The 25,893-nt window shown below is 72.0% G+C and carries 23 protein-coding genes; 7 read left to right on the top strand and 16 right to left on the bottom strand.

Annotated features, from left to right (window positions below; all coding sequences use genetic code 11):
- Positions 1-76: 76 nt before the first annotated feature.
- Entirely contained in the window at positions 77-2,527 is a 2,451-nt protein-coding gene (locus ACWDRW_RS03535; protein WP_451719457.1) for a tetratricopeptide repeat protein, read from the bottom strand.
- Between the two features lie 61 nt (positions 2,528-2,588).
- Here ACWDRW_RS03535 and ACWDRW_RS03530 point away from each other — a divergent pair, with 61 nt between their 5' ends.
- Positions 2,589-3,086: a DUF2165 domain-containing protein gene (locus ACWDRW_RS03530; protein WP_451719455.1), complete on the top strand. Its 498-nt coding sequence runs from the start codon at positions 2,589-2,591 to the stop codon at positions 3,084-3,086.
- On the opposite strand, the gene ACWDRW_RS03525 is transcribed toward ACWDRW_RS03530, so the two are convergent.
- The 4 genes from ACWDRW_RS03525 to ACWDRW_RS03510 form a co-directional block, all read right to left on the bottom strand.
- A complete protein-coding gene (locus ACWDRW_RS03525; RefSeq protein ID WP_451719452.1) occupies positions 3,083-3,286 on the bottom strand; it encodes a hypothetical protein in 204 nt (67 codons plus the stop codon). The genes ACWDRW_RS03530 and ACWDRW_RS03525 overlap by 4 nt on opposite strands.
- 50 nt (positions 3,287-3,336) lie before the next feature.
- Complete coding sequence (locus tag ACWDRW_RS03520; RefSeq protein ID WP_451719450.1) at positions 3,337-3,885, bottom strand: hypothetical protein; 549 nt, start codon at positions 3,883-3,885, stop codon at positions 3,337-3,339.
- 116 nt (positions 3,886-4,001) lie between these two features.
- The gene (locus ACWDRW_RS03515; protein ID WP_451719447.1) at positions 4,002-6,587 is read right to left on the bottom strand and encodes a bifunctional FO biosynthesis protein CofGH; all 2,586 of its coding nucleotides are present in this window, start codon (positions 6,585-6,587) and stop codon (positions 4,002-4,004) included.
- Between the two features lie 60 nt (positions 6,588-6,647).
- Positions 6,648-7,508: an LLM class F420-dependent oxidoreductase gene (locus tag ACWDRW_RS03510; RefSeq protein ID WP_451719444.1), complete on the bottom strand. Its 861-nt coding sequence runs from the start codon at positions 7,506-7,508 to the stop codon at positions 6,648-6,650.
- 131 nt (positions 7,509-7,639) lie between these two features.
- Between ACWDRW_RS03510 and ACWDRW_RS03505 the strand changes: the two genes are divergently transcribed.
- Positions 7,640-9,151: a CehA/McbA family metallohydrolase gene (locus ACWDRW_RS03505; RefSeq protein WP_451719441.1), complete on the top strand. Its 1,512-nt coding sequence runs from the start codon at positions 7,640-7,642 to the stop codon at positions 9,149-9,151.
- Positions 9,152-9,197: 46 nt separating this feature from the next.
- On the opposite strand, the gene ACWDRW_RS03500 is transcribed toward ACWDRW_RS03505, so the two are convergent.
- Positions 9,198-9,947 carry an endonuclease/exonuclease/phosphatase family protein gene (locus tag ACWDRW_RS03500; RefSeq protein WP_451719439.1) on the bottom strand — a complete coding sequence of 250 codons (750 nt, stop codon included), beginning with the start codon at positions 9,945-9,947 and terminating at the stop codon, positions 9,198-9,200.
- 141 nt (positions 9,948-10,088) lie between these two features.
- Between ACWDRW_RS03500 and ACWDRW_RS03495 the strand changes: the two genes are divergently transcribed.
- On the top strand, positions 10,089-10,481 hold the full coding sequence (locus ACWDRW_RS03495; protein ID WP_451719436.1) for a nitroreductase/quinone reductase family protein: 393 nt from the start codon (positions 10,089-10,091) through the stop codon (positions 10,479-10,481).
- An 11-nt stretch (positions 10,482-10,492) separates the two neighbouring features.
- On the opposite strand, the gene ACWDRW_RS03490 is transcribed toward ACWDRW_RS03495, so the two are convergent.
- From ACWDRW_RS03490 to ACWDRW_RS03465, 6 genes are all read right to left on the bottom strand, one after another.
- Positions 10,493-11,938, bottom strand: a complete 1,446-nt coding sequence (locus tag ACWDRW_RS03490; RefSeq protein ID WP_451719434.1) for an aldehyde dehydrogenase family protein — start codon at positions 11,936-11,938, stop codon at positions 10,493-10,495.
- Positions 11,935-13,668 (bottom strand): N-acyl-D-amino-acid deacylase family protein, encoded by a 1,734-nt coding sequence (locus tag ACWDRW_RS03485; protein ID WP_451719432.1) that lies wholly within the window; start codon positions 13,666-13,668, stop codon positions 11,935-11,937. The genes ACWDRW_RS03490 and ACWDRW_RS03485 overlap by 4 nt, the downstream gene beginning before the upstream one ends.
- Positions 13,669-13,764: 96 nt before the next feature.
- Positions 13,765-14,883, bottom strand: coding sequence for an LLM class flavin-dependent oxidoreductase (locus ACWDRW_RS03480; protein ID WP_451719429.1), 1,119 nt, complete (start codon positions 14,881-14,883; stop codon positions 13,765-13,767).
- Positions 14,884-14,989: 106 nt separating this feature from the next.
- Positions 14,990-15,760 carry an SDR family NAD(P)-dependent oxidoreductase gene (locus tag ACWDRW_RS03475; protein ID WP_451719427.1) on the bottom strand — a complete coding sequence of 257 codons (771 nt, stop codon included), beginning with the start codon at positions 15,758-15,760 and terminating at the stop codon, positions 14,990-14,992.
- 11 nt (positions 15,761-15,771) lie between these two features.
- Positions 15,772-16,722 carry an LLM class F420-dependent oxidoreductase gene (locus tag ACWDRW_RS03470; protein ID WP_451719424.1) on the bottom strand — a complete coding sequence of 317 codons (951 nt, stop codon included), beginning with the start codon at positions 16,720-16,722 and terminating at the stop codon, positions 15,772-15,774.
- Between the two features lie 72 nt (positions 16,723-16,794).
- On the bottom strand, positions 16,795-18,039 hold the full coding sequence (locus ACWDRW_RS03465; RefSeq protein ID WP_451719421.1) for an amidohydrolase family protein: 1,245 nt from the start codon (positions 18,037-18,039) through the stop codon (positions 16,795-16,797).
- 189 nt (positions 18,040-18,228) lie between these two features.
- Here ACWDRW_RS03465 and ACWDRW_RS03460 point away from each other — a divergent pair, with 189 nt between their 5' ends.
- Both ACWDRW_RS03460 and ACWDRW_RS03455 read left to right on the top strand, forming a co-directional pair.
- Positions 18,229-21,183 carry a BTAD domain-containing putative transcriptional regulator gene (locus ACWDRW_RS03460; protein WP_451719419.1) on the top strand — a complete coding sequence of 985 codons (2,955 nt, stop codon included), beginning with the start codon at positions 18,229-18,231 and terminating at the stop codon, positions 21,181-21,183.
- Between the two features lie 215 nt (positions 21,184-21,398).
- Positions 21,399-21,590 (top strand): hypothetical protein, encoded by a 192-nt coding sequence (locus ACWDRW_RS03455; protein WP_451719417.1) that lies wholly within the window; start codon positions 21,399-21,401, stop codon positions 21,588-21,590.
- A 128-nt stretch (positions 21,591-21,718) separates the two neighbouring features.
- On the opposite strand, the gene ACWDRW_RS03450 is transcribed toward ACWDRW_RS03455, so the two are convergent.
- Together ACWDRW_RS03450 and ACWDRW_RS03445 are read right to left on the bottom strand one after the other, a co-directional pair.
- The gene (locus ACWDRW_RS03450) at positions 21,719-22,090 is read right to left on the bottom strand and encodes a fic family toxin-antitoxin system, toxin component (RefSeq protein WP_451719414.1); all 372 of its coding nucleotides are present in this window, start codon (positions 22,088-22,090) and stop codon (positions 21,719-21,721) included.
- Complete coding sequence (locus tag ACWDRW_RS03445; protein WP_451719411.1) at positions 22,087-22,314, bottom strand: hypothetical protein; 228 nt, start codon at positions 22,312-22,314, stop codon at positions 22,087-22,089. Before ACWDRW_RS03445 ends, ACWDRW_RS03450 begins: the two co-directional genes overlap by 4 nt.
- An 85-nt stretch (positions 22,315-22,399) precedes the next feature.
- On the opposite strand from ACWDRW_RS03445, the gene ACWDRW_RS03440 reads away from it, so the two are divergent.
- Positions 22,400-22,888 carry an HIT family protein gene (locus tag ACWDRW_RS03440; RefSeq protein ID WP_451719409.1) on the top strand — a complete coding sequence of 163 codons (489 nt, stop codon included), beginning with the start codon at positions 22,400-22,402 and terminating at the stop codon, positions 22,886-22,888.
- Between the two features lie 12 nt (positions 22,889-22,900).
- On the opposite strand, the gene ACWDRW_RS03435 is transcribed toward ACWDRW_RS03440, so the two are convergent.
- Positions 22,901-23,539 (bottom strand): DUF5701 family protein, encoded by a 639-nt coding sequence (locus tag ACWDRW_RS03435; protein ID WP_451719407.1) that lies wholly within the window; start codon positions 23,537-23,539, stop codon positions 22,901-22,903.
- Positions 23,540-23,767: 228 nt separating this feature from the next.
- On the opposite strand from ACWDRW_RS03435, the gene ACWDRW_RS03430 reads away from it, so the two are divergent.
- The gene (locus ACWDRW_RS03430; RefSeq protein ID WP_451719405.1) at positions 23,768-24,220 is read left to right on the top strand and encodes a phospholipase; all 453 of its coding nucleotides are present in this window, start codon (positions 23,768-23,770) and stop codon (positions 24,218-24,220) included.
- Positions 24,221-24,246: 26 nt separating this feature from the next.
- Here the strand turns inward: ACWDRW_RS03430 and ACWDRW_RS03425 are convergent, their stop codons facing one another.
- Positions 24,247-25,812, bottom strand: coding sequence for a FadD3 family acyl-CoA ligase (locus ACWDRW_RS03425; RefSeq protein WP_451719402.1), 1,566 nt, complete (start codon positions 25,810-25,812; stop codon positions 24,247-24,249).
- Positions 25,813-25,893: the final 81 nt, after the last annotated feature.

Raw genomic sequence — 25,893 nt, 5'->3', positions numbered from 1 at the left:
GTATGCGGGGTGTGCGGAGAACGGCTCGTACTGACCCGCCTTGCTCACCGATGGTCACATTTGCGGCTACGGCGGATCAGGCGCCGTCCAGCCGTCCCGCCCGCTCCTCGTCCGCCGCCGCGAGCTCCTCGGCGCCCAGCGCCCGGTGCACCGCCGTCCGCTGCACCAGCGCCCATGTGTACGCCGGCCGCGCCGCGAGCACCCGGTCCAGTTCCGCCAGCGCCTCCTCGCACCGGCCGTGCACGGCCAGGGTGGCCCCCCGGCTGGCCCGCGCCGACACGTACCCGGGATCCAGGGCCAGCGCCCGGTCGAGGTCGGCCAGGGAGTCCTCGCACCGACCCACCGCCCGCAGCGCGTCTCCCCGCTCGCACAGCCCCCACGCCCAGTCCGGGTCCACGGTGAGCGCCCGGTCCAGGTCCGCCAGTTGCCGCTCCGGCTCTCCGAGCGCCCGCCAGACCCTGGCCCGGCGCGCGAGGGCCCACGGGTACTCCGGGTTCAGCTCCAGCGCCCGGTCCAGGTCCGCGAGGGCCGCCCGCGGGTCCCCGTGCCGCAGCCGGGTCGCGCCCCGGGACGCCCAGGCGAAGTCGAGGGCGGGGTCGAGCCGGATGGCCTCGTCCAGGTCCCGTACGGCCTCGTCGTGGTGGCCCTGGGCCCGGTGGTACTCCCCGCGGACCGCGAGCCAGCGGGCGTCGTCCGGGGTCAGGGCGAGCGCCCGGTCCAGGTCGGCCACGGCGGCGGCGTAGTCGCCGAGTTCGGCGTGGGTACGGGCCCGGCCCCGGTGGGCGTGGGTGTGGCCGGGGTCGAGGGCGACGGCCCGGCCGTACTCCACGAGCGCCTCCTCGTGCGCCCCGGAGTCCCGCAGCGCACCACCCCGTACCGTCAGCGCCCGGGCCTTCGCGGCGGCATCGAAGCCCGCGGCCCGTACCAACAGCCCCAGGGCCGCGGGTACTCCGCCCTCCGCAAGCGCCCCGCCCAGCTCACTCCCCCACCGGCCGGCCTCCCCGGCCCCCGCGTCCTCGCCCGCCTCCGCCAGCGCGCGTGCCCAGCGCACCGCCACGGTGTCCCCGGCGTCGCAGGCGGCGACGAACTCGCGCAGCACCTCGGGCAGTGCCTCCCGCGCGCCCGCGCACAGCCGGTGGTAGGCCTCCGCGAGCCGCAGCTCCCGCCACTCCTCGTCCGCCCACAACTCCTCGGCGTCCCGGCCGCCTTCGACCTCGGCCCGCCACGCCGCGAACGCCTCCGCGAGCCGCCGCTGCCGCGCGGCCCACCCGCGCGGGGAGCGCCGCCGTTCCAGGCGCAGCATGGGCGCCCGTACGACGTCGTGGTACCGCACCCACCCGCCGTGCTCGACGACGAACGGCAGCGAGCGCAGCCAGTCGTACAGGGCGTCGGCCTCGTCGTCCGGGCAGTCCACCAGTGCCCGGAACACATCCGCGTCCAGCCGGCGGGGCAGCGCGCAGGTCAGGGCCACCCGGCGGCGGACGGGATCGCCCTCCCAGCGCAGGAAGCGTTCGACGGCGGTGGCGCTGGGATCGCCCACGTCCGCCAGCCCGCCGGGCCGGGCCTCGGCCAGCGTCGAGACCAGGACCGGCAGCCCGCCGGTCAGCCGGAGCACCTCCGCCACCACGGGCTCGGCCACCACGCCCCGCGCCGCGAGCAGGTCGCGCGCCTCGGCGTCGGTGAACGGCGCGAGCGGCACCTCGGTCACCGAGTCCAGGCCGCTCCAGCGGGCGGCGGGCAGCGGCCGCTGCCCGGCGGTGACCACGACCACGGCGGCGGGCAGTCCGCCGTACCGCTCCGGCTGGGTGAGCACGTCGTAGAGCCAGGGATCGAGGAAGGGTCCGGTCCGCTCGTACGTGTCGAAGAACAGGACGATCCCCGGTACGGCCGAGGCGGCGGCGCGCAGTTCGTCGAGGAGGACCGGGGTGAGCACCTTCTCCGGTGTGAGGACCAGGTCCACGTCCTCGGGGCTGCGGAAGCGGGCGCTGAGGCCGGCGCGCAGCCGGTCCGCGCCCTGGGCGAGCCGGTCCACGGGCACGGCCCGCGTGACGAGCCCGGCGCCCGGAACGGCCGTGTCCAACAGTCCGAGGCCCAGTTCGACGGCCGCCCTGCCGCCGTCCGAGGGCCCCTCCGGCTCCGCCGCGAGCGCGGCGACGGCCGCCGCCTGCGCCTCGTGCCGGCGTTCCCGGTAGGACGTCAGGCGGCGCTCCAGTTCCTTCAACCGCCGCCCCTGGTCCGCAAACTGACGGCACAGCACGTCCAGCGCCTCGGGCACACTGCCCGCGCCCTCGTCGACGTAGGCCGTCAACGCACCTCGGTCGCGCGCCAGTTGAGCCAACTCTTGGATCAGGAAGGTCTTTCCGACGCCCGCGCTGCCGTGCACATGGAAGCGGAAGCGGCGCCGGGCGTCCCCGGCAGGGATGTCGAAATTCCCGGTGAACAGGGCCCGTTCGGCCTCGCGGCCGACGAATCCGGCACGGGCGCGCTGCCGGATCAGTTCCTGCCACGAGGGGTCAGCGTGCGCCATGCGCTCCATTCTGGCTCAGTCGGTCTGGATCACACCGCCCCGCCACGGGAAGATGGCCGTCATGGCATCGACACCCCCACGCACCGCCCTCCGCCTCACCGCCACCCTGCTCACCGCGAGCGTCGCGCTCTACATGGCGCTCGTGGCGTTCGGGAACATCACGGACTACGGCACGAACCAGCAGTTCGTACGGCATGTGCTCGCGATGGACACCACGTTCAAGGACGACGACCTGATGTGGAGAGCCATCACCAGCACGGGACTCCAGGACACCGCGTATGTCGCGATCATCGTCTGGGAGACCGTCGCCGCGCTCGTCCTCATATACGGCACCTGGCTCTGGGCCCGCGGCGGTGACCGCGGGGCCCGGCGCTTCTCGACCTACGGTCTGCTCATGGTCATGCTGCTGTTCGGCGCCGGGTTCATCGCGATCGGCGGTGAGTGGTTCGCCATGTGGCAGTCCGGGGACTGGAACGGTCTGGACGCGGCGACCCGGGTCTTCGTGTTCAGCGGGATCGTGCTGATCGTCAACCAGCTGCCGAGTCCGGCCGAGTCCTAGTCGGAGCCGCCCGAGCCGCTGTTGCTCCGCGAGCCCTTGCCCGAGGACTTCGCCAGGACCGACAGCAGCTCGCCGGCGCCCCGGGTCACGGCGGCCCACACCCGGGCCCAGCGCGGAGCCGTGCCCCGGGCCGTCCACACCACGCAGACACAGCCCCCGACGGCCAGCACCAGAATCACCGAAAGGATCAGTACGCCCACTGCCGCGTCCCCCGCTCTCCGTCCGCTCGACCAGGTCTGGTCGATCAGGTCTACTCGACCACCGTCACGGTCGTCCCCGCCGTCCCGAACTTCCACACCGCCGAGCCGTCCGCCGCCCTCATCCGGATACCGCCCGTGCTGGCCCCCTCGGCCGGGGGCGGCGGGGACGAGCCGTCCACGGCGTTGGAGAAGGCGAAGTTCACGCCGGACCCCGCGGCGAAGTAGACCACGTTCTCGATCTCCACGCCGTCCGAGCCCGTCGTCTCCTCGGCCCGCGTGCCCACCTCGTAGCTGCCCGGGTCCGGGGACACCGTGCCGGGCCAGACGGTGAACGTGCGGCGCGTGGCCTCGCTCGCGTCCACCAGCCACACCCGCTTCTCGCCGAGCGAGTACACGATCCGGCGGCCCGTGCCCGAGCCGTCCGGCACCCGTGTCGGCTTCGCGGACTCGGTCGGCTTCGGCGTCACGGTGGCGGAGGCGCTCGGCCGGGCGTCGCCGGCCGTGGGGCGCGGGCCCTTGTCGGCCTGTACGGCCAGGACGGCGACGGCGGCTATCGCTCCCACCGTCAGACCGGTCACCCAGACCTTCGGGGCAGGCACGGCACGGATCTCCTCAGCTCACCGACAGGGTCGGATCATCGTACTGCCCAGTGGCGGAGACCTTTGCTCCAGCCAGGGGGCAGCAGCCCTCCGCCCCGGACTGCGGCCGCGGCCTGCTACTCCAGCACCGGCAGCAACTCCGGCAGATGCCCGTCCGACATCGCCGCCGCCCGCCGGCGCTCCTCCGGGACCTCGCCGTACAGCGTCGTGCGCGGTCGCGCCGGGCGTCCCGCCGCCTCCGCCACCGCGACCAGGTCCTTGACCGACTTGTAGGAGCCGTAGGAGGAGCCCGCCATCCGGGAGATCGTCTCCTCCATCAGCGTGCCGCCGAGGTCGTTCGCGCCGGAGCGCAGCATCTCCGCCGCGCCCTCCGCGCCCAGCTTCACCCAGCTCGTCTGGATGTTCGGGATCCAGGGGTGCAGCAGGAGACGGGCCATCGCCGTCACCGCCCGGTTGTCCCGCGGGGAGGGGCCGGGGCGCGCGATGCCGGCCAGGTAGACCGGCGCGTTCGTGTGGATGAAGGGAAGTGTCACGAACTCCGTGAAGCCGCCGGTCTCCCGCTGGATGCGGGCCAGGGTGCGGAAGTGGCCGAGCCAGTGGCGCGGCTGGTCGACGTGGCCGTACATCATCGTCGAGGAGGAGCGGATGCCCAGCTCGTGCGCCGTCGTGATCACCTCGATCCACGTGGCCGTCGGCAGCTTGCCCTTGGTCAGCACCCAGCGGACCTCGTCGTCGAGGATCTCCGCCGCCGTGCCGGGGATCGAGTCCAGGCCCGCTTCCTTCGCCGCGCCCAGCCACTCGCGGATCGACATCCCGGTGCGGGTGGCGCCGTTCACGACCTCCATGGGCGAGAAGGCGTGCACATGCATCCCGGGCACCCGCTCCTTCACCGCCCTCGCGATGTCGAAGTACGCCGTTCCCGGCAGGTCGGGATGGATCCCGCCCTGCATGCAGACCTCCACCGCGCCCACGTCCCACGCCTGCTGGGCGCGGTCGGCGACCTGGGTCAGCGAGAGCGTGTAGGCGTCGGCGTCCGTGCGGCGCTGGGCGAACGCGCAGAACCGGCAGCCGGTGTAGCAGACGTTGGTGAAGTTGATGTTCCGCGTGACGATGTACGTCACGTCGTCGCCGACCGCTGCCCTGCGCACGTCGTCGGCGATCCGCGTCAACGCGTCCAGCGCCGGTCCGTCGGCGTGCAGCAGCGCCAGCGCCTCCTCGTCGGTGAGCCTCGTCGGGTCGTCGGCGGCGGTGGCGAGCGCCGCCCGTACGTCCGTGTCGATGCGCTCCGGCGCCATCCCGGGGGCCGCCGCCTCACGCAGGGCGCCCCAGTCGCCGTAGACCTCATCGAAGTCGTCGCGCCGGTCGGACGTACGGCCCTCGGTGTCGATGGTGGCGTGCAGATCCGTCCGGCCGGAGGCCTCGAAGACCTCCTCGGGCTCCTGCCAGGGACGGCCCTCGACCACGGCGTCCGCCCTGGCGAGCCCGGTCGACGGATCCGCCAGCGCCGCCACGTGCGGACGCAGCCGCGGGTCCAGCCAGGGCTCGCCGCGCCGCACGAACTCCGGGTACACACAGAGACGTTCCCGCAGTGTGAACCCGGCGGCGTCCGAGCGGGCGGCCAGTTCCTCGATCTGCGGCCACGGCCGCTCGGGGTTCACATGGTCGATGGTCAGCGGGGAGACCCCGCCCCAGTCGTCGATCCCGGCGCCGATCAGCCGCTCGTACTCGGAGTCCACCAGGTTCGGCGGGGCCTGCAGACAGGCGGCGGGCCCCATGATGTGCCGGGCGACGGCGATCGTGGCGACGAGTTCGTCGAGTTCCGCGTCCGGCATGCCGCGCATCGCGGTGTCCGGCTTGGCGCGGAAGTTCTGGATGATCAGTTCCTGTATGCCGTGGTAGGCGCGGGAGACCTTGCGCAGCGCGAAGAGGGACTCGGCGCGCTCCTCGTAGGTCTCGCCGATGCCGATCAGCAGCCCGGAGGTGAAGGGGACGGAGGACCGGCCCGCGTCCTCCAGCACCCGCAGCCGTACGGCCGGTTCCTTGTCCGGGGAGCCGTAGTGCGGGCCGCCGGGCTCGGACCACAGCCGGGTGGCCGTCGTCTCCAGCATCATGCCCATGGAGGGCGCCACGGGCTTGAGGCGCTGGAAGTCGGTCCACGTCATGACCCCGGGGTTGAGGTGGGGCAGCAGGCCCGTCTCCTCCAGGATCCGGATGGAGACGGCGCGGACGTAGGCGATGGTGTCGTCGTAGCCGTGCGCGTCCAGCCACTCCCGCGCCTCCGGCCAGCGGTCCTCGGGCTTGTCGCCGAGGGTGATGAGGGCTTCCTTGCAGCCGAGGGCGGCGCCCTTGCGGGCGATGTCGAGGACCTCGTCCGGGGACATGAACATCCCGTGCCCGGCCCGGCGCAGCTTGCCGGGCACGGTGACGAACGTGCAGTAGTGGCACTTGTCCCGGCACAGCCGGGTGAGGGGGATGAAGACGCTCTTCGAGTACGTGATGACCCCGGGCCTGCCCGCCGCCTCGAGGCCCGCGTCCCGGACCCGGGCGGCGGACGCGGCGAGGTCGGTGAGGGCCTCGCCGCGTGCCTGGAGCAGGACGGCCGCCTCGGTGACGTCCAGGGCGACGCCGTCCCGGGCCCGTTTGAGGGCGCGACGCATGGAGTTCTCGGTCGGGCCGGTTCCGGAGGTCGCCGAAGTCGTCATCCTTCGAGGATACGGTCGCCTTGATCGACGCTCGCCGGTCACTCGGGCCTCCCTCGTACGTCAGCGCCCGCCTCGGCCGAGGAAGCCCGCGAGGTCGTCCAGCACCCGCAGCACCTCGGCCTCTCCGGCGGGCGGCAACTGCGCCACGACCTCCTCGATCCCGAGGTCCGCGTAGTGCGCGAGCTTTCCGGCGGTGGGGAAGACGGCGTACGGCACGACCTGGAGGGCGGCCGGGTCGCGGCCCGCGTCGGCCCAGACGGTCCGGAGCACGGGCAACGATTCGGTCAGGCCCCGCCCGCCGATGGGCATCCAGCCGTCGGCGTACTCGCAGATGTGGGAGAAGAGCTTCGGCCCGGCGGCGCCGCCGACGAGCGTGCGCGGCCCGAGCACGGGACCGCGCGGCTTGCGCACCGGCTTGGGGTAGGCGTACGAGGCCCGGACGCTGCCGAACTCGCCCTCGTACGCGGTCGGTTCCTCCGCCCACAGCGCGCGCATCAACGCCATCCGGTCGCGGACGAGTTCGCGCCGGGTGCGCCACTCGACGCCGTGGTCGGCGGCCTCCTCGACGTTCCAGCCGAAGCCGAGGCCGAGGGTCAGGCGCCCGCCGGAGAGGTGGTCGACGGTCGCGATCTGCTTGGCGAGGGCGATCGGGTCGTGCTGGGCGACCAGGGTGATGCCGGTGCCCAGGGCGAGCCGCTCGGTCACGGCGGCGGCCTGGCCGAGCGCGACGAAGGGGTCGAGGGTACGGCCGTACTCGGGCGGCAGCTCGCCGCCGGCCGGGTACGGGGTGGTCCGCTCGACGGGGATGTGGGTGTGCTCGGGCAGGTACAGCCCGGCGAACCCCCGCTGCTCCAGCTCGCGCGCGAGCCGGGTCGGGGAGATCGTCTCGTCGGTGAGGAAGATCGTGACGGAGAGGCGCATGACCCATCTGTACCGGGGGCGACGCGAGAAGTCGATACCGACTGGTCGGCATCGTGTGCGGCCGGTGACCGATTCCCGCCGATCTCCTTCCCACCCTTGCGAGTTCACGCCCGATGGGCACACTCCCGGGCATGGGTGATGACGACGCGAGGCTCACAAGACGCGCCCTGTTCGTGACGGGCGCCGCGGCCGCGCTTACGTTGGGAAGCGTGACCTTCGCGAGAGGGGCGGACGACATGGACCACACCGAGACCCGCACGGTACGCGGGACTCTGCCGCCCGGCTCGCCCGATTTCGTGTACGTCCCCGTCGAAGTACCCGACGGCGTACGGGAGATCAAGGTCTCCTACACCTACGACCGCCCGACGGTCCCGGCCGGCACCCCCGGCAACGCCCTCGACATCGGCATCTTCGACGAACGCGGCACCGACCTCGGCGGCAAGGGCTTCCGGGGCTGGTCGGGCGGCGCCCGGACCGAGTTCCACCTCCGCACCGACGACGCCACGCCCGGCTACCTCCCGGGGCCCGTCAACGAGGGCACCTGGCACATCGTCCTCGGCCCCTACACGGTCGCCCCGCAGGGCCTGGGCTACGAACTCACGATCACTCTCTCCTACGGCGAGCAGGCCCCGGTCGCCGAACCCGTGTACCCGCCGCAGCGGGCCAGGGGGCGCGGCCGGGACTGGTACCGCGGAGACTGCCATCTGCACTCCTGGTACTCCGACGGCCGCCGCACCCCCGCCGAGATCGCGGACCTCGCCCGCGCCGCCGGGCTGGACTTCATCAACAGCTCCGAGCACAACACGCACTCGGCGCACGCGCACTGGGCCGACGTGGCCGGGGACGACCTGCTGGTGATGCTGGGCGAGGAGGTGACCACCCGCAACGGGCACGTCCTCGCCCTCGGCACGGACCCCGGCACCTTCGTCGACTGGCGCTACCGGGCCCGCGACAACCGGTTCGGCAGGTTCGCCCGCCGGATCCGGAGGTCCGGCGGCCTGGTCGTCCCCGCGCATCCGCACGCCCCCTGCATCGGCTGCGCCTGGAAGTTCGGGTTCGGCGAGGCGGACGCGGTCGAGGTGTGGAACGGCCCGTACACCCCGGACGACGAGGTGGCGCTGGCCGACTGGGACGGCATGCTGGTGGCGTCCGTGCGGGAGGGGCGCGGCTGGATCCCGGCCATGGGCAACAGCGACGCCCACCGCTCCCCCGATGCCGTGGGCTCACCGCAGACGGTGGTGCTCGCCGACGACCTGACCCGGGAAGCCGTCCAGGACGGCATCCGGGCGGGACGGTCGTACGTCGCCGAGTCCCGTCATGTGTCCCTGGCGTTCACGGCCTCCGGGGGGCGGGGTCAGCACGCGGGCGTGGGTGAGCGGTTGCGGACGGACCCGGACACTCCCGTCACGGTCCGGCTGGAGGTCACGGGAGCGCCGCGCTGCACGGTGCGGTTCGTGACGGACCAGGGCGTGCTGTTCACGAGCGCGCCGCTGCCGGTCACGGGCGACGGGACGGTGGAGTGGGTGACCACCGCGTCGTACGCGGCCTATGTGCGGGCGGAGTTGCGGCACGAGGCGGTGCTGGCGCCGCTGCCGGGGGCGTTGGCGGCGTTCACGAATCCGATCTTCCTCGGGCGCGACTGAGTTCGGGCCGGGGCGTGCCGCTGAACCCGCGCATGATCGCCGGACGTCAGCACACCAGGTCGGCGACGACCGCCGCGTGGTCGGAGGGCCACACCCCGTCCACGGGCCGGTCACCGGCCCGCCGTACCGCGCGCGCGGACACGGGCCCGCCCAGCCGGACGTAGTCGATCCGGGCCCCCCGCCGCGGTCCCCGCCGGTACGGCAGCCCCGGGTCCCAGTCCCAGGTCGCGGCCGGGGCCGCGGGATCGGCGGCCTCCGCCCAGGCGTCCCGGAAGTCACCTGCGAACAGGCACAGTTCGGGTGAGTCCGGCTCGGCGTTGAAGTCGCCGGTGACGATGGTCGCGCCGTCGCGCCGGGCGAACCCGGCGAGCGCTTCGACCTGCCGGCGGCGTACGGCGGAGGCGTTCGGCGCGCTGGTCAGGTGCGCGGTGACGAAGGACACCGGTCCGGTGCGGGCGTACAGAGCCAGCCGCCCGTCGTCCAGTTCCCCGGGCGCCGGAAGCCGCAGGACCTCCGTGGCCTGCACCGGCCAGCGGCTCAGTACCGCGTTGCCGATGTCCACCGGCGCGTCCCCGATCCGTCGGCGCCAGCGCTCGGGGGCCGGAGAGGCGGCCCAGGTCCAGTGCAGGCCCAGTTCGCCGGCGAGCCATTCCGCGAGGTTCTCCCCGTCGGCCGCCCACACCTCCTGGAGGCCCACGAGGTCGGGCCGCAGGTCCCGCAGCACGGAGCGGATCGCCTTCTGCCGCTCCCGCCACGGCCCGAACCGCCACCACAGGTTCCAGGTCACCACGCGCACGGGCCCACTCCTCGGTCATGGCACCGTCAAGGGCACCATTAAAGGGGGGCGAGGGACCGCCGCCCGGCGACACCACCGAGAAACCTTCGTGAACACGTCCCCCCAGCGCCGCACCGGCCGATGACAGGAGACCGACCGAGCATGCCCCGCAGCATCGAGAGCAAGTACCGGACCGCCAGGGCGTTCCAGCGCCGCCTCAACGCCGTGATGCGCCGCCTGCCGAACCACACCCTCCTGGAGACCACGGGCCGCACCTCGGGACTGCCCCGCCGCACCCCGGTCGGCGGCCGTCGGGTCGGCGACTCCTTCTGGCTGGTCTCGGAGTTCGGCGAGCGCTCGCAGTACGTGCGCAACATCCTGGCCGACCCGAAGGTACGGGTGCGCATCCGTGGCCGCTGGCACGAGGGCACGGCCCATCTGCTGCCCGACGACGACCCGGTGGCCCGGCTGCGCACCCTGCCCCGCCTCAACAGCGCGGCGGTACGGATGATCGGCGCTCAACTGCTGACGGTACGGGTGGACTTGCAGGACTGAACGGCCGTTCCCTAGCCCGGCCAGACGATCGCCTGCACCTCGCTGTACGCGTGCAGGGCGTGGGACCCGACGTCGCGGCCGACCCCGCTCTTCTTGAAGCCGCCGAACGGCGCCTCCATGTTCCGGCCGACCGTGTTGACGCCCACTCCGCCCGCCCTCAGCCGCCGGGCGACCCGGAAGGCCCTCGCCACGTCCGCCGACCAGACGTAGTCGATCAGCCCGTAGTCGGAGTCGTTGGCGAGGGCGATCCCCTCGTCCTCCTCGTCGAAGGGGATCACGGCCACCACGGGACCGAAGATCTCCTCCCGCGCGACGGTCATGTCGTTGGCGCAGTCGGCGAGGAGGGTCGGGGCGACGTAGAACCCCTGGTCGAGCGGGGGCCGTTCGCCACCCGTCACCACCACCGCGCCCTCCTTGCGGCCGAGTTCGACGTACGCCTCCACGCGCTCCCGGTGCGCGGCCGAGATCACCGGCCCGACCACGGTGTCCGGCTCCCGGGGATCGCCCACCTTCAACCGGCCCGCATAGGCACACAGTCGGTCCACCAGCCGGTCGTAGACCCCTCTTTGGGCCAGCACCCTGGTGGGTGCCGTGCAGATCTGCCCGCTGTAGAAGGAGAAGGTCGTCCCGATCCCCGCGACCGCCGAGCCCAGGTCCGCGTCGTCGAAGACGAGGGCCGCGCCCTTCCCGCCCAGCTCCATCAGCTGCCGCTTCATGTCCCGGCCGCACACCTCGGCGATCCGGCGTCCCACGGCCGTGGAGCCGGTGAAGCTGACCATGTCGACGTCCCCGGAGGCGACCACGGCCTCCCCCGCCTCCGCCGAGGCACCGGAGACCACGTTCACGACCCCCGGCGGCACCCCGGCCGCCTCCAGCGCCTCCGCCATCCGGTAGACGGACAGGGGATCCTGCGGGGCGGGCTTCACCACGACCGTGTTGCCCATGGCCAGCGCGGGCGCGATCTTCCCCGCCGCGTTGGCCCAGGGGTTGTTGTACGAGGAGATGCAGGCCACCACCCCGACGGGCTGCCGCACGGCCAGCGCGCCCATCACAGCGGCCTTCCCCATCGGCCCGGCCTCGTTGATCTGCGGTGGAACGGCCCACTCGGCCGGCTCCACGCGCGCGTACCGCCGGAACCGAGCGGCGGCCACGCCCACCTGCATCCCCCGGGCGGTCCCGGTCGTCGCCCCCGTCTCCGCCCGCGCCAGCTCGGCGTACGGCACCAGCCGCTCCCGTACGAGGTCCGCGGTCCGGGCGAGCAGCGCGGCCCGTTCCTCGGGTGCCGTGCGCGACCAGGAGCCGAAGGCCTCGCGGGCCGCGGCGCAGGCCGCGAGCACCTGGTCCCGCGAGGCCTCCGGAGCCCCTCCGACGGTCTCCTCGGACGCCGGGTCGACGACGTCGTAGAACCCGCCCTCCGGCTCGACCCAGCGTCCGCCGATGAACAGCCGCTGCCTCACCGGGTGCTCACCGTCCGGGTGTCCTGTCCGGAGCGCAGCACCTTCCCCGGCACCGCCCCGCTCACCACGTCGTCCCGGATCGCCTCGACGCCGTTGACCCACACGGCGCGCACGCCGAGGGCCTTGGAGTCGAGCCGTGGGCTGTCACCCGGCAGGTCGTGCACCAGGGTGGCCGTGCCCGCGTCGATCCGTTCCGGGTCGAAGAGCACCAGATCGGCATGGAACCCCTCCTGCACCCGCCCCCGATCGCGCAGCCCGAAGAGCCGGGCCGGGTCGTCGGTCAGCATCCGCACGGCCTGCTCCAGACCGACCAGCCGCCGCCCGCGCAGGCAGTCACCGAGGAACCGGGTGGTGTACGGCGCCCCGCACATCCGGTCCAGATGCGCCCCCGCGTCCGAACCGCCGAGCAGCACGTCCTCGTGCTGCCAGGTCTGGGCCCGCAGGGCCCAGGAGGCCGGGTCGTTGTCGGTGGGCATGGGCCACAGCACGGTCCGCAGGTCGTCGGCGGCGCAGATGTCGACGAGGCAGGCGAAGGGGTCCTGACCGCGCTCGGCGGCGATGTCCCGCACCACCCTCCCGGTCAGCCCGCGGTTCGCCTCGCTGTAGGTGTCGCCGATGACGTACCGCCCGAAATCGGCGAGCCGCCGGAAGACGCCGGCCTCCTTGGACGCGGCGCGGGCCAGCATCTCGGCCCGGACCCCGGGTTCCCGGAGCCTGGCGATGCGCTCCGGGACGGGCAGCTGGAGGATCGGCCCCCACCCCGGGATCAGGTTCAGCGCGCAGAAGGTGCCCAGGGACATGTTCATCGGGGTCAGGATCGGCATCGTCAGCGCGACGACCCGCCCGCCGGCCTTGCGGGCCCGCTCGCTCGCGAGCAGCTGCCGGGGCACGCGGTCGGGCACGGCGGCGTCGACGGTCAGCACGTTCCAGTTCAGGGGCCGTCCGGCCGCCGCGCTCATCTCCGCCAACAGGTCGATCTCGGCGTCGCTGAACTGGTCCAGGCACCCGGCCACGATCGCTTCGATCTGCGTCCCCTCGTGCTCGCCGACCGCCTTGGACAGGGCGAGCAGCTCCGCGGGCCGGGCGTGCCGGGAGGCGACGGGCCGCCCGTCGCCGTCGGAGTGGGTGGACGACTGAGTGGTGGAGAACCCCCAGGCCCCGGCGTCCATGGCATCGCGCAGCAGCCGCACCATCGCGTCGAGCTGCTCGTCCCCGGGCTGCCCGCCGACGGCCTCCGCGCCCATCACATACCGCCGCAGGGCGCAATGCCCCACCATGAACCCGGCGTTGACGGCGATCCGCCCCTCCAGGGCGTCCAGATACTCCCCGAAGGAGTGCCAGTTCCAGGGCGCCCCCTCCTCCAGCGCGACCAGCGACATCCCCTCGACCTTGGACATCATCCGACGCGTGTAGTCGGCATCGGCAGGCCGCGACGGATGAAGGGGCGCGAGCGTGAACCCGCAGTTCCCGGCGGCCACGGTGGTCACGCCGTGATGGAGCGAGGGGGTGGCGTACGGGTCCCAGAAGAGCTGGGCGTCGTAGTGGGTGTGGGGGTCGACGAACCCGGGGGCGAGGACGAGACCGGTGGCGTCCTCCACCGTGCGAGCGTCCTCGGTGACCCGGGGCGCGATGACGGCGATCCGCCCGTCCCGGATGCCGACGTCGGCGGTGTAGGCGGGGGCTCCGGTGCCGTCGACGACGGTGGCGTTCGTGATGACGTGATCGAGCAAGGGGGTCACCTCCTGAGCTGGGGATGCGGTGTCCTACTCAGGGGCGCGGGGAACTGCGCGACCAGCCACACATCACCCGCACCCGCCGACGAAGGCTCAGGCACCCCGACGGAACCGCGTAGTCCGATGCACCGGATCCGTGTCGATCTTCGGAATCACGTGCTCGCCGATCAGCCGGATCGTCTGCAGCGTCTCCTCCTTCGGCACCCCCACCGGCAACCCGAAGCTCAGCTGGTCCGCCCCCGCCTGCTCCCACCGCTTGCACTGGCGCAGGACCTCGTCGGGGTCCCCGCAGATGAGCAGTTCCTCCTCGATGAGGACCTCGACGAACTCCTCGGTGTACTCGGGCAGCGTCTCCGGCCACACCGGGAAGCCCTCGGGCCGCGGGAAGGTGTCGTGGTACCGGAAGACCAGCGAGGGCAGATAGTGCAGCCCCCCGCTCACGGCGATCCGCACGGCCTCCTCGTGCGTCGGCGCGCAGATGGCGGTCGTCGTCACCATCACGTTGTCGTTGACGAAGTCCCCGATCGGCTCCGCGTCCACGATCGCCGTCTTGTACTTCTCCAGCACCCACTCCATGTCGGCGACCTTCTGCACGCTGAACCCCAGGACCCCGAGCCCCTTCTGCGCGGCCATGGCGTACGACGGCGGCGACCCGGCCGCGTACCACATCGCGGGGTGGGACTTCCCGTACGGCTTGGGCAGCACCTTCCGCGGCGGCAGCGACCAGTGCTTGCCCTGGAACCCGACGTACTCGTCCTGGAGCCACATCTTCGGGAACTCGGCGATGGTCTCTTCCCAGATCTCCTTGGTGTGGTTCATGTCCGTGATGCCCGGCAGGAAGCCGAGGATCTCGTGCGAGCCCGCCCCTCGTCCGCTGCCGAACTCGAAGCGGTTGCCGGAGAGATGGTCGAGCATGGCGACCTTCTCGGCGACCTTCACGGGGTGGTTGACCTGGGCGAGCGGGTTGAAGATGCCCGAGCCCAGATGGATCCGCTCCGTCGCGTGCGCGAGGTACCCGAGGAAGACGTCGTTGGCCGACAGATGCGAGTACTCCTCCAGGAAGTGGTGCTCGGAGGCCCAGGCGTACTTGAAGCCGGACTTGTCCGCCTGGATGACGTACTCGGTCTCCTCCATCAGCGCCTTGTGCTCGGCGAGCGGATCGGTCTCCGCGCGCTTGCCGACGTATCCCTGTACAAAGAGCCCGAATTCCACGGCGGTTCACCGTCCCCGGTCTGGAGTTCCCGTCCATTTTTCTGATGGTTCGTCAGATCGCTGACTGTGGCACCACCGGCATGAACCGTCAATAGCTGACGGCCAGTCAGATAACCGACACCCCCGCCAGCCAGCCGCCGTCGATCACGAAGGGCTGACCGGTGATGTAGGAGGAGTCCTCCGAGGTCAGGAAGAGGGCGAGCCGGGCCACCTCCTCCGGTCGCCCGATCCGCCCGAGCGGCACGAGCTTGCGGTACAGGCCGTCCAGGGCGCGCGAGGTCCCCTCGGCGTCCGCCGCCGGATCGAGCTGGGCCGGGTTGGACATGGCCGTGTCCACGGCGCCGGGGCACATGGCGTTGACACGGATCCCCCGGGGCGCCAGTTCCAGGGCGGCCACCCGGGTGAGTCCGACGATCGCGTGCTTGGTCGCCGCGTACGCCCCGACCGCCGCCATTCCGGTCAACCCGGTGTAGGAGGCGGTGTTGACGATGGTCCCGCCGTCCGCCATCTCCGGCGCGACGGTCCGGAGCCCGAGGAAGCACCCGACCTGGTTGACCCGCACGACCCGCATGAACTCGTCGAGGGGCGTGTCCACCAGGGAGTTGAACCGCAGGATCCCCGCGTTGCCGACGAGCCCGTCGATGTGCCCGTAGGCGCGCTTGGCGGCGCCCACGGCGGCCCGCCAGTCCTCCTCCTCCCCCACGTCGAGGTGCACGTACAGCGCACCGATCTCCTCCGCGAGGGCCTTGCCCTGCTCGTCGAGCACGTCCGCCACGACGACCTGGGCCCCCTCCGCCCGGAACAGCCGCGCCTCCTGCTCCCCCTGCCCGCGTGCCGCGCCGGTGACGATCACGACCCGTCCGTCCAGCTTGCCCATGCGCTGACTCCTCACAGATGGGGTCCGATGTCGGCGCCGAACGCCGCGATCTGGTCGACGAGTTCATCCCGGCTCCGGCTGCGGAACCGCACCTGTATCCGGTCCACGCCCATCGCGCGGTACGCGCGCAGCGACTCGGCCAGTTCGTCCGGGCGGCCGGTCAGCGTACGGCGGCCGACGTGCCAGTCCGGGGTGCCGACGTAGAGCGGTTCGGCGATGGCGCCGATGGTGAAGGGGCCGCCGCGCCCGGCCTGCTCCCGTAGCTGCCGGATCCGGCCGATCTGTGCCGGCAGCCGGTCCCTGGGATCCCCCTGGGGCAGCCACCCGTCCCCCCTGAGCGCCGCCCGGCGCACCGCGGCGGGCGAGGAGCCGCCGACCCAGAGGGGGACGTGCCGCTGCGCGGGCCTGGGCAACTGCCCGAGCCCCTCGAAGTCGTAGTGCTTGCCGTGGTGCTCGGGGAACTCCTCCGGTCCGAGCGCGGCGCGCAGGGCGTCGATGTTCTCGTCCAGTACGGCGCCCCGCTGCCGGAAGTCGACGCCGAGGGCCTCGAACTCCTCCTGGACGTGCCCGGCGCCGACGCCCAGGATCAGCCGCCCTCCGCTGAGGTGATCGAGGGTGGCGTACTGCTTGGCGGTCAGGAGGGGGTGCCGCAGCCCCACGACGGCGATGTGGCTGAGCAGCCGCACCCGCTCGGTGCCGGCGGCGAGGTAGGCGAGGGTGGCGACCGGGTCGTACCAGACCGTGCTCATCGCGGAGGCGAGCCGGCGCGGGATGGCGACGTGGTCGCAGCAGGCGACGTAGGAGAAGCCGGCGTGGTCCGCGGCGCGGGCGACGGCGAGGAGGTCGTCAGGGCTCGCGGCGGCCTCCCAGGGCTCGGCGAAGAGGGTGCTCTGGGACTGGATCGGGAGCTGGATGCCGTAGGACACGCGGGTCCTCCTTGTCTGGCGGCACGTCACCGACATGGCGGGAGCCGCCGGCTCGTCAGCGCATCGGGCGAGTTCCGGGTGGTCGAGGGCGGCATCGCCTTCGGCCGGTCAGGGGCGCCGGGGGTGGGAGCCCGGCCACAGCCCGGCGTCCGTCAGGCCGAGCAGGTCGATGGCGTTGCGCCGTACGATCCGCTCGACGACGTCCGCGTCCAGGTGGCCCATCTGGGCCTCGCCGACCTCCCTCGACCTGGGCCAGGTGGAGTCGGAGTGCGGGTAGTCGGTCTCGTAGAGCACATTGCCGAGCCCGATGGCGTCGAGGTTCCGCAGCCCGAAGGCGTCGTCGAAGAAGCAGCCGTAGACGTGCTCGGTGAACAGCTCGGACGGGGGCCGGTGCACCTTGTCGGCGACCCCGCCCCACCCCCGGTTCTCCTCCCACACCACGTCCGCCCGCTCCAGGATGTACGGGATCCACCCGATCTGCCCCTCCGCGTACATGACCTTGAGATTCGGGAAACGCTCGAACTTCCCGCTCATCAGCCAGTCGACCATCGAGAAGCAGCAGTTGGCGAAGGTGATGGTGGAGCCGACGGCGGGCGGGGCGTCGGCGGAGGTGGAGGGCATCCGGCTGCTGGAGCCGATGTGCATGGCGACCACGGTGCCGGTCTCGTCGCAGGCGGCGAGGAAGGGGTCCCAGTCGTCGGTGTGGACGGACGGCAGCCCGAGGTGCGGCGGAATCTCGGAGAACGCCACGGCCCGGACACCACGGGCGGCGTTGCGCCGCACCTCCTGGGCGGCCAGCTCGGCGTCCCACAGCGGGATGAGGGTGAGCGGTATGAGCCGCCCGCCGGCCTGCGGCCCGCACCACTCCTCCACCATCCAGTCGTTGTAGGCGCGAATGCACAGCAGCCCCAGCTCGTGATCGCGGGCCTCGGTGAAGGTCTGCCCGCAAAAACGCGGGAAGGTGGGGAAGCAGAGGGCGGACTGGACGTGGTTGAGATCCATGTCGGCGAGCCGCGCGGGGACGTCGTACGACCCCACCCGCATCTGCTCGTACGTGATGACCTCGAGCTTGATCTCGTCGCGGTCGTACCCCACGGCGGTGTCGAGCCGGGTGAGGGGCCGCTGGAGATCCTCGTACACCCACCAGTCACCGATGGGTCCGTCGTCCCCCTTCTCCCCCATGACGGGCTTGAACCGCCCGCCGAGGAAGGTCATTTCCTTGAGGGGGGCGCGGACGATCCGGGGCCCGATGTCCAGGTACTTCTTCGGGAGCCGCTCCTGCCACACCCGAGGGGGCTCCACCGTGTGGTCGTCGACGGAGATGATCGGAGGAAGGGGGGTTTTGGTCTCCATGGCCGTACGGTAGCGCCGATCTGACGACCCGTCAGCTACTGGGTCGTACCTGGAACCCCGCGTAGAGGTTGTAAGGACCTTGTGGTGTACCGCACGTCTGGCTGTGAGTGCCGTCTCGCACGGCTGACGCATCCGCCATGAACAAGGCAAACTGGCCTGGTTGTCATGACGTTCTGCAGGGGGACGGCGATGGACGGTGTACCGCGGGTGCCGGAGCAGCGGCGGGGCGGCTCGGTCGGCTCACCGGAGCCGACGGCGCTGCGCTTCGGCGTGCTCGGCCCGGTGCGCGCCTGGCGCGAGGAGGAGCTGCTCAACACCGGCTCCCCCCAGCAACGCGCGCTGCTCGCGGCCCTGCTGCTGCGGGAGGGCCGCACGGCTACGGCGGCCGAGCTGATCGACGCCCTGTGGGGCGAGGAGCCACCGTCCCAGGCGCTGGCGGCGGTCCGGACGTACGCCTCACGGCTGCGGAAGGTGCTGGACCCCGGGGTGCTGGTCAGCGAGTCCGGCGGCTACGCGGTGCGCGGCCTGGGCTCCGGTGCGCTGGACCTGGCGGTGGCGACGGAGCTGGCGACCGAGGCGGAGAAGGCCCGGGGCGCGGGCGACCTGTGCCACGCGCGGGAGGTCCTGAACCGGGCGCTGGCGCTGTGGGACGGAGAGCCGCTGGCGGGGGTGCCGGGCCCGTACGCGGAGGCGCAGCGGGTCCGCCTGGAGGAGTGGCGCCTGCAACTCCTCGAATCCCGCCTGGACATGGACCTGGAGCAGGGCTGCCACTCGGAGGCGGTCTCGGAGCTGACGGCGCTCACGGCGGCCCACCCGCTGCGGGAGAGGTTCCGCGAACTGCTGATGCTGGCGCTGTACCGGTCGGGCCGGCAGGCGGAGGCACTGGCGGTGTACGCGGACACCCGGCGGCTGCTGGCGGACGAGCTGGGCGTGGATCCTCGCCCGGGCCTGCGCGAGCTGCAGCAGCGCATCCTCCAGGCGGACCCGGGCCTGGCGGAACCGTCGGCTCCGCTGGCCGAACCGTCGGTCGTCCCGGTCCGCCCCGCGCAGCTCCCCGCGACGGTCCCCGACTTCACCGGCCGCACGGGCTTCGTCTCGGAGCTGAGTGAGGTGCTGGCGTCCGCGGAGGGCAGGGTGATGGCGGTCTCGGCGCTGGCCGGGATCGGGGGCGTGGGCAAGACAACGCTGGCGGTGCACGTGGCCCACCAGGCCCGGTCGGCCTTCCCGGACGGCCAGCTGTACGTGGACCTCCAGGGCGCGGGTTCGAGGGCGGCGGAACCGGAGACGGTGCTCGGGTCGTTCCTGCGGGCGCTGGGGACGGCGGACTCGGCGATCCCGGACTCGCTGGAAGAGCGGGCGGCGCTGTACCGCTCGGTGCTGGACGGCCGGAGGGTGCTCGTCCTGCTGGACAACGCGCGAGACGCGGCGCAGGTACGGCCGCTGCTGCCCGGCACGTCGGGCTGTGCGGCGCTGGTGACCTCCCGGGTGCGGATGGTGGACCTGGCCGGGGCGCATCTGGTCGACCTGGACGTGATGTCGCCGGACGAGGCGCTGTCGTTGTTCACGAAGATCGTGGGCGAGGAGAGGGTGGCCTCGGAACGGAAGGCGGCCCTGGACGTGGTGGCGGCGTGCGGCTTCCTTCCCCTGGCGATCCGCATCGCGGCGTCCCGCCTGGCGGCGCGCCGGACCTGGACGGTCTCGGTCCTGGCGGCGAAGCTGGCCGACGAGCGCCGCCGACTGGACGAACTCCAGGCGGGCGACCTGGCGGTCAAGGCGACCTTCGAACTGGGCTACGGCCAACTGGAACCACCCCAGGCCCGAGCCTTCCGCCTGCTGGGCCTGGCGGACGGGCCGGACATATCGGTGGCGGCGGCTGCGGCACTGCTCGATCTCGGGGTGCAGGAGACGGAGGAGCTGCTGGAGTCCCTGGTGGACACCTCGCTGCTCGAGTCCGCGGCGCCCGGCCGGTATCGGTTCCACGATCTGGTCCGGCTCTACGCGCGTGCTTGTGCGGAGAGGGACGAGTGGCCGCCGAGCGAGCGGGACGAGGCGCTGTCCCGGTTGCTGGACTTCTACCTGGCGACGACCGCACAGGTGTACTCGATCGAGCATGGCGAGGACCGGCTGACCGATCACCTGGCGCCTACCCGGTATCCGGGGCTGCGCTTCACCGAGGCGACGACGGCCCTCGACTGGCTCTACACGGAAGCTGGGCAACTGTTGGCCTGCGTGCGTCAGGCAGCGGGGACGGACCGGCTGCGGCGGGCCGTCGATCTGTTGTGGGCGGCGAAGGACCTGACCGAGTCGGGCGCCAACTCGCATCAGTACGAGATGACGGCCGAGGCCACCTGCGAGGCCACCCGGGTCGCGGGCCACGCACAGGCGGAGGGAAGGGCCCGCACGGTGCTCAGTGATGTGCTGCTGGTCTCCGGCCGGGTCAGGCCGTCGGAGCGGGAGGCGCGTGTGGCCATGGAACTCGCGGCAGGCGCGCGCGACTCCATCGCCGTGAGCTGGGTCGCCAACAATCTGGGGCTCATCTGCCTGCACGAGAAGCGGTTCGCCGACGGCAAGGCCTTCTTCGACCAGGCCCTCGAAGGTCTGCGGGCGGCGGGGAACCGGCCCTTCGAAGCGACCGTCCTGGGCAACCTGTCCCGTGCCCACCTCGGCATGGGCAATGTCGCCAAGGCCGTCGAGATCGCCCAGAGCGGTCTCGCCGTGCATACCGAGGTCGGCCGAACCGTGCGCCTGGCCAACGGCCATTTCCAGCTGGGCGTCGCGCTGACCAGGGCGGGTCGCCACACGGAGGCGCTCAGCCAGTTCTCCGACGCGCTCGGTCTCTTCAACGACCATCGGCAGCGGCTCTGGGAGGGCGTCACCCACTTCCGCATCGCCGAGGTGCACGCGGCCGAGCGCCGCCCCGCGCCCGCCGCCCAGCACGCTGAACAGGCTCTCGCGCTGGGCTGCATCGGTGGCGACCGGATGCGGGGCAACGTCCTGACGCTGCTTGGGCGTTCGCTGTCCGCACTCGGCCAGGCGGGCAGGGCGCGCGCCTGCTGGCGTGAGGCGCTCAACCTCTACGAGCAGAACAGCGCGCCGGAGGCCGAGGAGGTGCGCGCGCTGCTCACATCGCCTGCGGCAGCGTAGCGAACAGGCTTCTGAGCTGGGGATTGTCGGCGTTCAGCGTTCGTTTATCTCCACAGCGCAGACTCATACTCAGTTGAACCGGCGCCACGGGGGGCAGGCGGTTCGACCCGGAGCCCGCCGGTTAGTCTGCGGCTCCGAACGCCCGTCCGGTAATCCTCGGGGGAGTTACCGGACGGGCGTTCCTCACTCATCACCGAAAAGAGGAACACGAGCCCATGAGCGAGCAGAAGAAGGACGAGACCGTCTCTCAGGAGAACGAGGCCACGCCCAGCGAGACCGTCGCGGCCGAGACGATCACCACGCTGAACAACTCCATGCCGAGCGAGCCGGCCAAGGCCGAGACCATCAAGACGCTCAACAACTCCATGCCGGCCCCGCCCGCCCTGGACCTGGACGGCAACAAGTAAGCCTCATACAAGGGGGATCGGCCGCGGCGGCGCGGAGGGGAGCCGCCGCGGCCGACGCGCGTCCGGGGGCGGAAGCAAGACCATCTCGGTCTGGAGGAACCCACTTCTTCCCTGATGGCGTTGGGAATTCAGACCGCCCAGGTCTTGAGAACGTCAGCCACGCTCCGAGCCGTACAGCTCTCCTTCTTCAGCTCGGCAGCCAGCGCCGTGACCCGCCCCTGATCGAGCTTGGCCGGAACGCCCGCGGCGACGAGATACGCGTGGGCGACCACGATGGCCACCCGGAGGTTGGACCGCTCCAGCCAGCGCATACGGCCGAGGGAATGCGCGAGGGCCGCAGCCTTGGCGTACGGCCCCTGATATACATCCTGACCGACGATCACAGCCCGGTGTCGTTCGACTGCCGCGAGTGGCACACCGTAGTCGTCCACGGCCGGGTCCCCCTGGCCCGCCATGTGCGCGACGTCCAGGATCCACGCAAGGTCGACATGGAGACTCACGTACGGGACTCCCCCTGCTCCCCCTCGATCTCATCGAAGAGATCGGCGAACTCGTCGAGCGTCTGCTGCGCGGTGGCCATGAAGACGGCACGCACCTGCTCGTTGTCGTTGCGAATCAGCTGCTCGACGTACTCGTTGACCGGTATACGCCGGGTTTCGGCGGCCTGGCGCGCCATTTCTGCCGTCTCGTCGTCCATGCGGATGTTGATCTGCGTCTTGGCCATAGCCGAAGGTACCACCTGATACCAGCTGGCGCTACCACGTGATACCACCCCAGCCGCGGCCACGTCGCCTGCGTAGGCTGGGCGCATGAGCGAGCCGTGGCAGGCGGATCGGGTCGGCAGTGCTCTTCGGGGGCGGAATCCGACCGTGCTGAGGAGGCTCGGGAGTGGGGGGTTCGCCGTGATCGGGGACGTGCAGTTCCTGCCCGGGTACTGCGTTCTTCTCGTCGGTCGGCCCTCCGTGCGGCGACTGTCCGAGCTCCCCAGGCCCGAGCGGCTCGCCTTCCTCGGTGACATGGATCTGCTGGGCGAGGCCGTCGAACGGGTCTGCGGGCGGCTGGACCCCGGCTTCCGGCGAGTCAATCTGGAGATCCTCGGGAACACCGACCCCTACCTCCACGCGCACGTGTGGCCCCGCTACGACTGGGAGCCGCCCGAGCTCGTCGGCAGGCCCGTGTGGCTGTACCCCCGCGACCGGTGGAGCGACCCGCGGTATGCGCTCGGGAGCCGGCACGACCCCCTGCGGGAAGCCCTCAGGCAGGAGCTGCGGAGCCTGGCGGAACCCGGCGCCGTATGACCCCCGGCCCGGCTACGCCCTGCGCCCCGTCCCCGAGCCGAATCCCAGCCACGTGTGCCGGTTGCCCCACCAGCACCAGCCCACCTTCGGGGCGTCCCGGCGTTCCCGGCCGTCCCTGCCCGTGCCGTTGCTGATCCAGATCGCCGGGGTCCGCGCGTCCAGGCCGCCGTTCGGCTTGCGGAGACGGGAGGCGATGGTCATGAAGCAGTGGTTGCGCTCCAGGGCCGCGGGTTCCTGGAGCAGCCAGTGGATGCCCTCCGTCAGCAGCAGCGGCGTACGGCCCTCCTTCGTCAGCGCGGGCAGCGCCTCCTCCGGGCTCCAGTTGGACTTGTCGTCACCCCTGTCCACGCCCGTCACGACGTACAGTCCCGCGGGCGACGGCAACTCCACCTCCCACGGCGCGAATTCGTCCACGTCCGGCATGTCCACCACCACGAACCCCGGCTTCCCCTCGTGCCGCAGCAGCGGCGCCAACGCCGACGCCGGCACCCGATCCGGATGCACCGCCAGCAGCGCCCCTTCCCCGCCTTCCGCCTTCTCCGCGAAGGCACGCACGTCCTCCGCCGGTATCCCCGCCAGCTCATGCACCCCGAGTTCGATCAGGCGCTCCGCCTGCGCGGTGAGTTCCGGCAACGCCGCGGTGTAGGACACGGTCCGCACTCCTCAGTTCGGTCACAGGTCAAAATCACGGTCACGGTCAAGGTCAAGGTCAAGAGTCAGGAACGCACGCGTCGAGCGTTCACTGGCTGATCATTCATCACCGCCCATGTTTCATGGGCTATTTGGCGCCGGACACTGTCAGCACGGCACTCACTGATCCATCCTCATGACATGAACCTGCCGCCCGACGGACGGGCCGCAGCCTCATGGAGGTGTGGGATGCACCGCAGACTCGGTACCGCACTTGCAACCTCGGCCATCACCCTCGTCACCGTCGTCGCCACGGCCACCGCCGCCGACGCCGCCCCCGCCGACAAGCCCCAGGTCCTCTCCAGCTGGACGCAGACCAGCGCGACCAGCTACAACGCCTGGGCCTCCGCCCGGAACAACCAGTCCGCCTGGTCCGCCTACGGGTTCGACTGGTCCACCGACTACTGCTCCTCCTCGCCGGACAACCCCTTCGGCTTCCCCTTCAGCCTCTCCTGCGCCCGACACGACTTCGGCTACCGCAACTACAAGGCCGCGGGCACGTTCAGCGCCAACAAGGACCGCCTCGACAGCGCCTTCCACGAGGACCTCAAGCGCGTCTGCAACAACTACGGCGGCGCCACCAAGACCGCCTGCACCAGCACCGCCTGGACCTACTACCAGGCCGTACGCGCCTTCGGCTGACCAGAGAGCACGAGGGGGCGCCGGGCTCAGCCGCCGGCGCCCCGCCTCAGCTCGCCCTTCACCACCTTGCCGCTCGCGTTCCGCGGCAACTCCGCCACGAACTCCACCGACCGCGGCACCTTGTAGTTGGCCATCTCCCGGCGGGACCAGGCCATCAGGTCGTCCGCCGTCAGCACCGACCCCGGCCGACGCACCACGTACGCCCTGCCCACCTCGCCGAGCCGCGCGTCCGGCACGCCGATCACCGCCACGTCCGCCACGTCCGGGTGCAGGGCCAGCAGTTGCTCGATCTCCGCCGGGTACGCGTTGAAGCCGCCGACGATGAACATGTCCTTCAGCCGGTCCGTGATGCGCAGGTTGCCCTGATCGTCCAGCACCCCCACGTCGCCGGTCCGCAACCAGCCGTCCTCCGTCAGCGCCTGTGCCGTCGCCCGCTCGTCCTCGTAGTAGCCGCGCATGACGTTGAAGCCCCGGACCAGGACCTCCCCCGGTTCTCCGGCGTCGGGGGCGTCCACGCGCACCTCCACCCCGGGGATCGCCCGCCCCGACGTCGACGCGATCAGCGAGAGGTCGTCCCCCCGGCGGCACATCGTCACCACACCGCTCGCCTCCGAGAGGCCGTACGCGGTCAGGACCGTCGACACCCCCAGCTCCGACCGCAGGCGCGAGACCAGTCGCAGGGGCACCACCGCGGCGCCCGTCACCACCAGCCGCAGAGAAGAGAGGGTGAAGGAGTCCCTCGCCGGGTGGTCCAGCAGTGACTGCAGCAGCGTCGGCGGGCCCGGCAGCACCGACACCCGCTCAGCCGCCACGTTCGCCAGCACCGTGTCCACGTTGAACACCGGCTGCGGGATCATCGTCGCCCCGCGCATCAGACAGGCCAGGACGCCCGCCTTGTAACCGAAGGTGTGGAAGAAGGGGTTCACGATCAGGTAGCGGTCGCCCCGCCTCAATCCGGCGAGGTCGCACCAGACTTCGTACGCCCGCAGGCTCTGCGCGTGGGTGATCACGGCGCCCTTCGGGCGGCCCGTCGTCCCGGACGTGTACACGATGTCCGACGGCCACGACCCCTCGACGCCGTCCCAGCGCCGCCGTACCTCCGCGGGCCCCACGCCCTCCCCTGCCGCCAGGAAGTCCTTCCAGGTACGGAAGTCGGGCGGGGCGTCGTCCGAGAGCACGACCACGTCCAGCGAGGGAAGGCCGCCGCCGAGCGCCCTGCGCAGGGACGCCACGTACGACGTGCCCAGGAACGTCCCCGTCACGAACAGCAGCCGCGCCCCGCTCCGGCGCAGCACGTCCGCAGCCTCGACGCCCTTGAACCGGGTGTTCAACGGGACCAGCACCGCCCCGGCCGACACCGCCCCGAGCGCCGCGACGATCCAGTCCAGCGAGTTCGGCGCCCAGATGGCCACCCGGTCGCCCGGCCGGACCCCGTTCGCCATGCACGCCGCCGTCGACCGCTCGACACGGGCGCCCAGTTCGGCGTACGAGATCCGGGTCCGGCCCTCCACCACCGCCTCGGTGTCCGCGTACCGCTCGGCCGCGTACCGCACCAGGCCCGGAATGCCGCCCCACTCCACGTCACCGCGCACAACAGCCCCCACTCACTAGCTGACTGCCCGTCAGATTAGCTGTAACCTGACGCCCTGTCAGCCGCCGGGAAGCGGACCGGG

The organism is Streptomyces sp. NPDC003635 (assembly GCF_053587635.1).
Note: the sequence above shows the minus strand (reverse complement) of the source record. Positions and strands in the feature narration are given on the sequence as shown.

Bases quoted from the DNA above. Each gene is read 5' to 3' on its own strand.
- ACWDRW_RS03470 (WP_451719424.1), bottom strand. From the start codon at position 16,722: ATGTCGGTGACGTGCCGCCAGACAAGGAGGACCCGCGTGTCCTACGGC.
- ACWDRW_RS03475 (WP_451719427.1), bottom strand. From the start codon at position 15,760: ATGGGCAAGCTGGACGGACGGGTCGTGATCGTCACCGGCGCGGCACGC.
- ACWDRW_RS03460 (WP_451719419.1), top strand. From the start codon at position 18,229: ATGGACGGTGTACCGCGGGTGCCGGAGCAGCGGCGGGGCGGCTCGGTC.
- ACWDRW_RS03515 (WP_451719447.1), bottom strand. From the start codon at position 6,587: ATGACGACTTCGGCGACCTCCGGAACCGGCCCGACCGAGAACTCCATG.
- ACWDRW_RS03530 (WP_451719455.1), top strand. From the start codon at position 2,589: ATGGCATCGACACCCCCACGCACCGCCCTCCGCCTCACCGCCACCCTG.
- ACWDRW_RS03440 (WP_451719409.1), top strand. From the start codon at position 22,400: ATGAGCGAGCCGTGGCAGGCGGATCGGGTCGGCAGTGCTCTTCGGGGG.
- ACWDRW_RS03455 (WP_451719417.1), top strand. From the start codon at position 21,399: ATGAGCGAGCAGAAGAAGGACGAGACCGTCTCTCAGGAGAACGAGGCC.
- ACWDRW_RS03510 (WP_451719444.1), bottom strand. From the start codon at position 7,508: ATGCGCCTCTCCGTCACGATCTTCCTCACCGACGAGACGATCTCCCCG.
- ACWDRW_RS03465 (WP_451719421.1), bottom strand. From the start codon at position 18,039: ATGGAGACCAAAACCCCCCTTCCTCCGATCATCTCCGTCGACGACCAC.
- ACWDRW_RS03430 (WP_451719405.1), top strand. From the start codon at position 23,768: ATGCACCGCAGACTCGGTACCGCACTTGCAACCTCGGCCATCACCCTC.
- ACWDRW_RS03535 (WP_451719457.1), bottom strand. From the start codon at position 2,527: ATGGCGCACGCTGACCCCTCGTGGCAGGAACTGATCCGGCAGCGCGCC.
- ACWDRW_RS03445 (WP_451719411.1), bottom strand. From the start codon at position 22,314: ATGGCCAAGACGCAGATCAACATCCGCATGGACGACGAGACGGCAGAA.
- ACWDRW_RS03495 (WP_451719436.1), top strand. From the start codon at position 10,089: ATGCCCCGCAGCATCGAGAGCAAGTACCGGACCGCCAGGGCGTTCCAG.
- ACWDRW_RS03505 (WP_451719441.1), top strand. From the start codon at position 7,640: ATGGGTGATGACGACGCGAGGCTCACAAGACGCGCCCTGTTCGTGACG.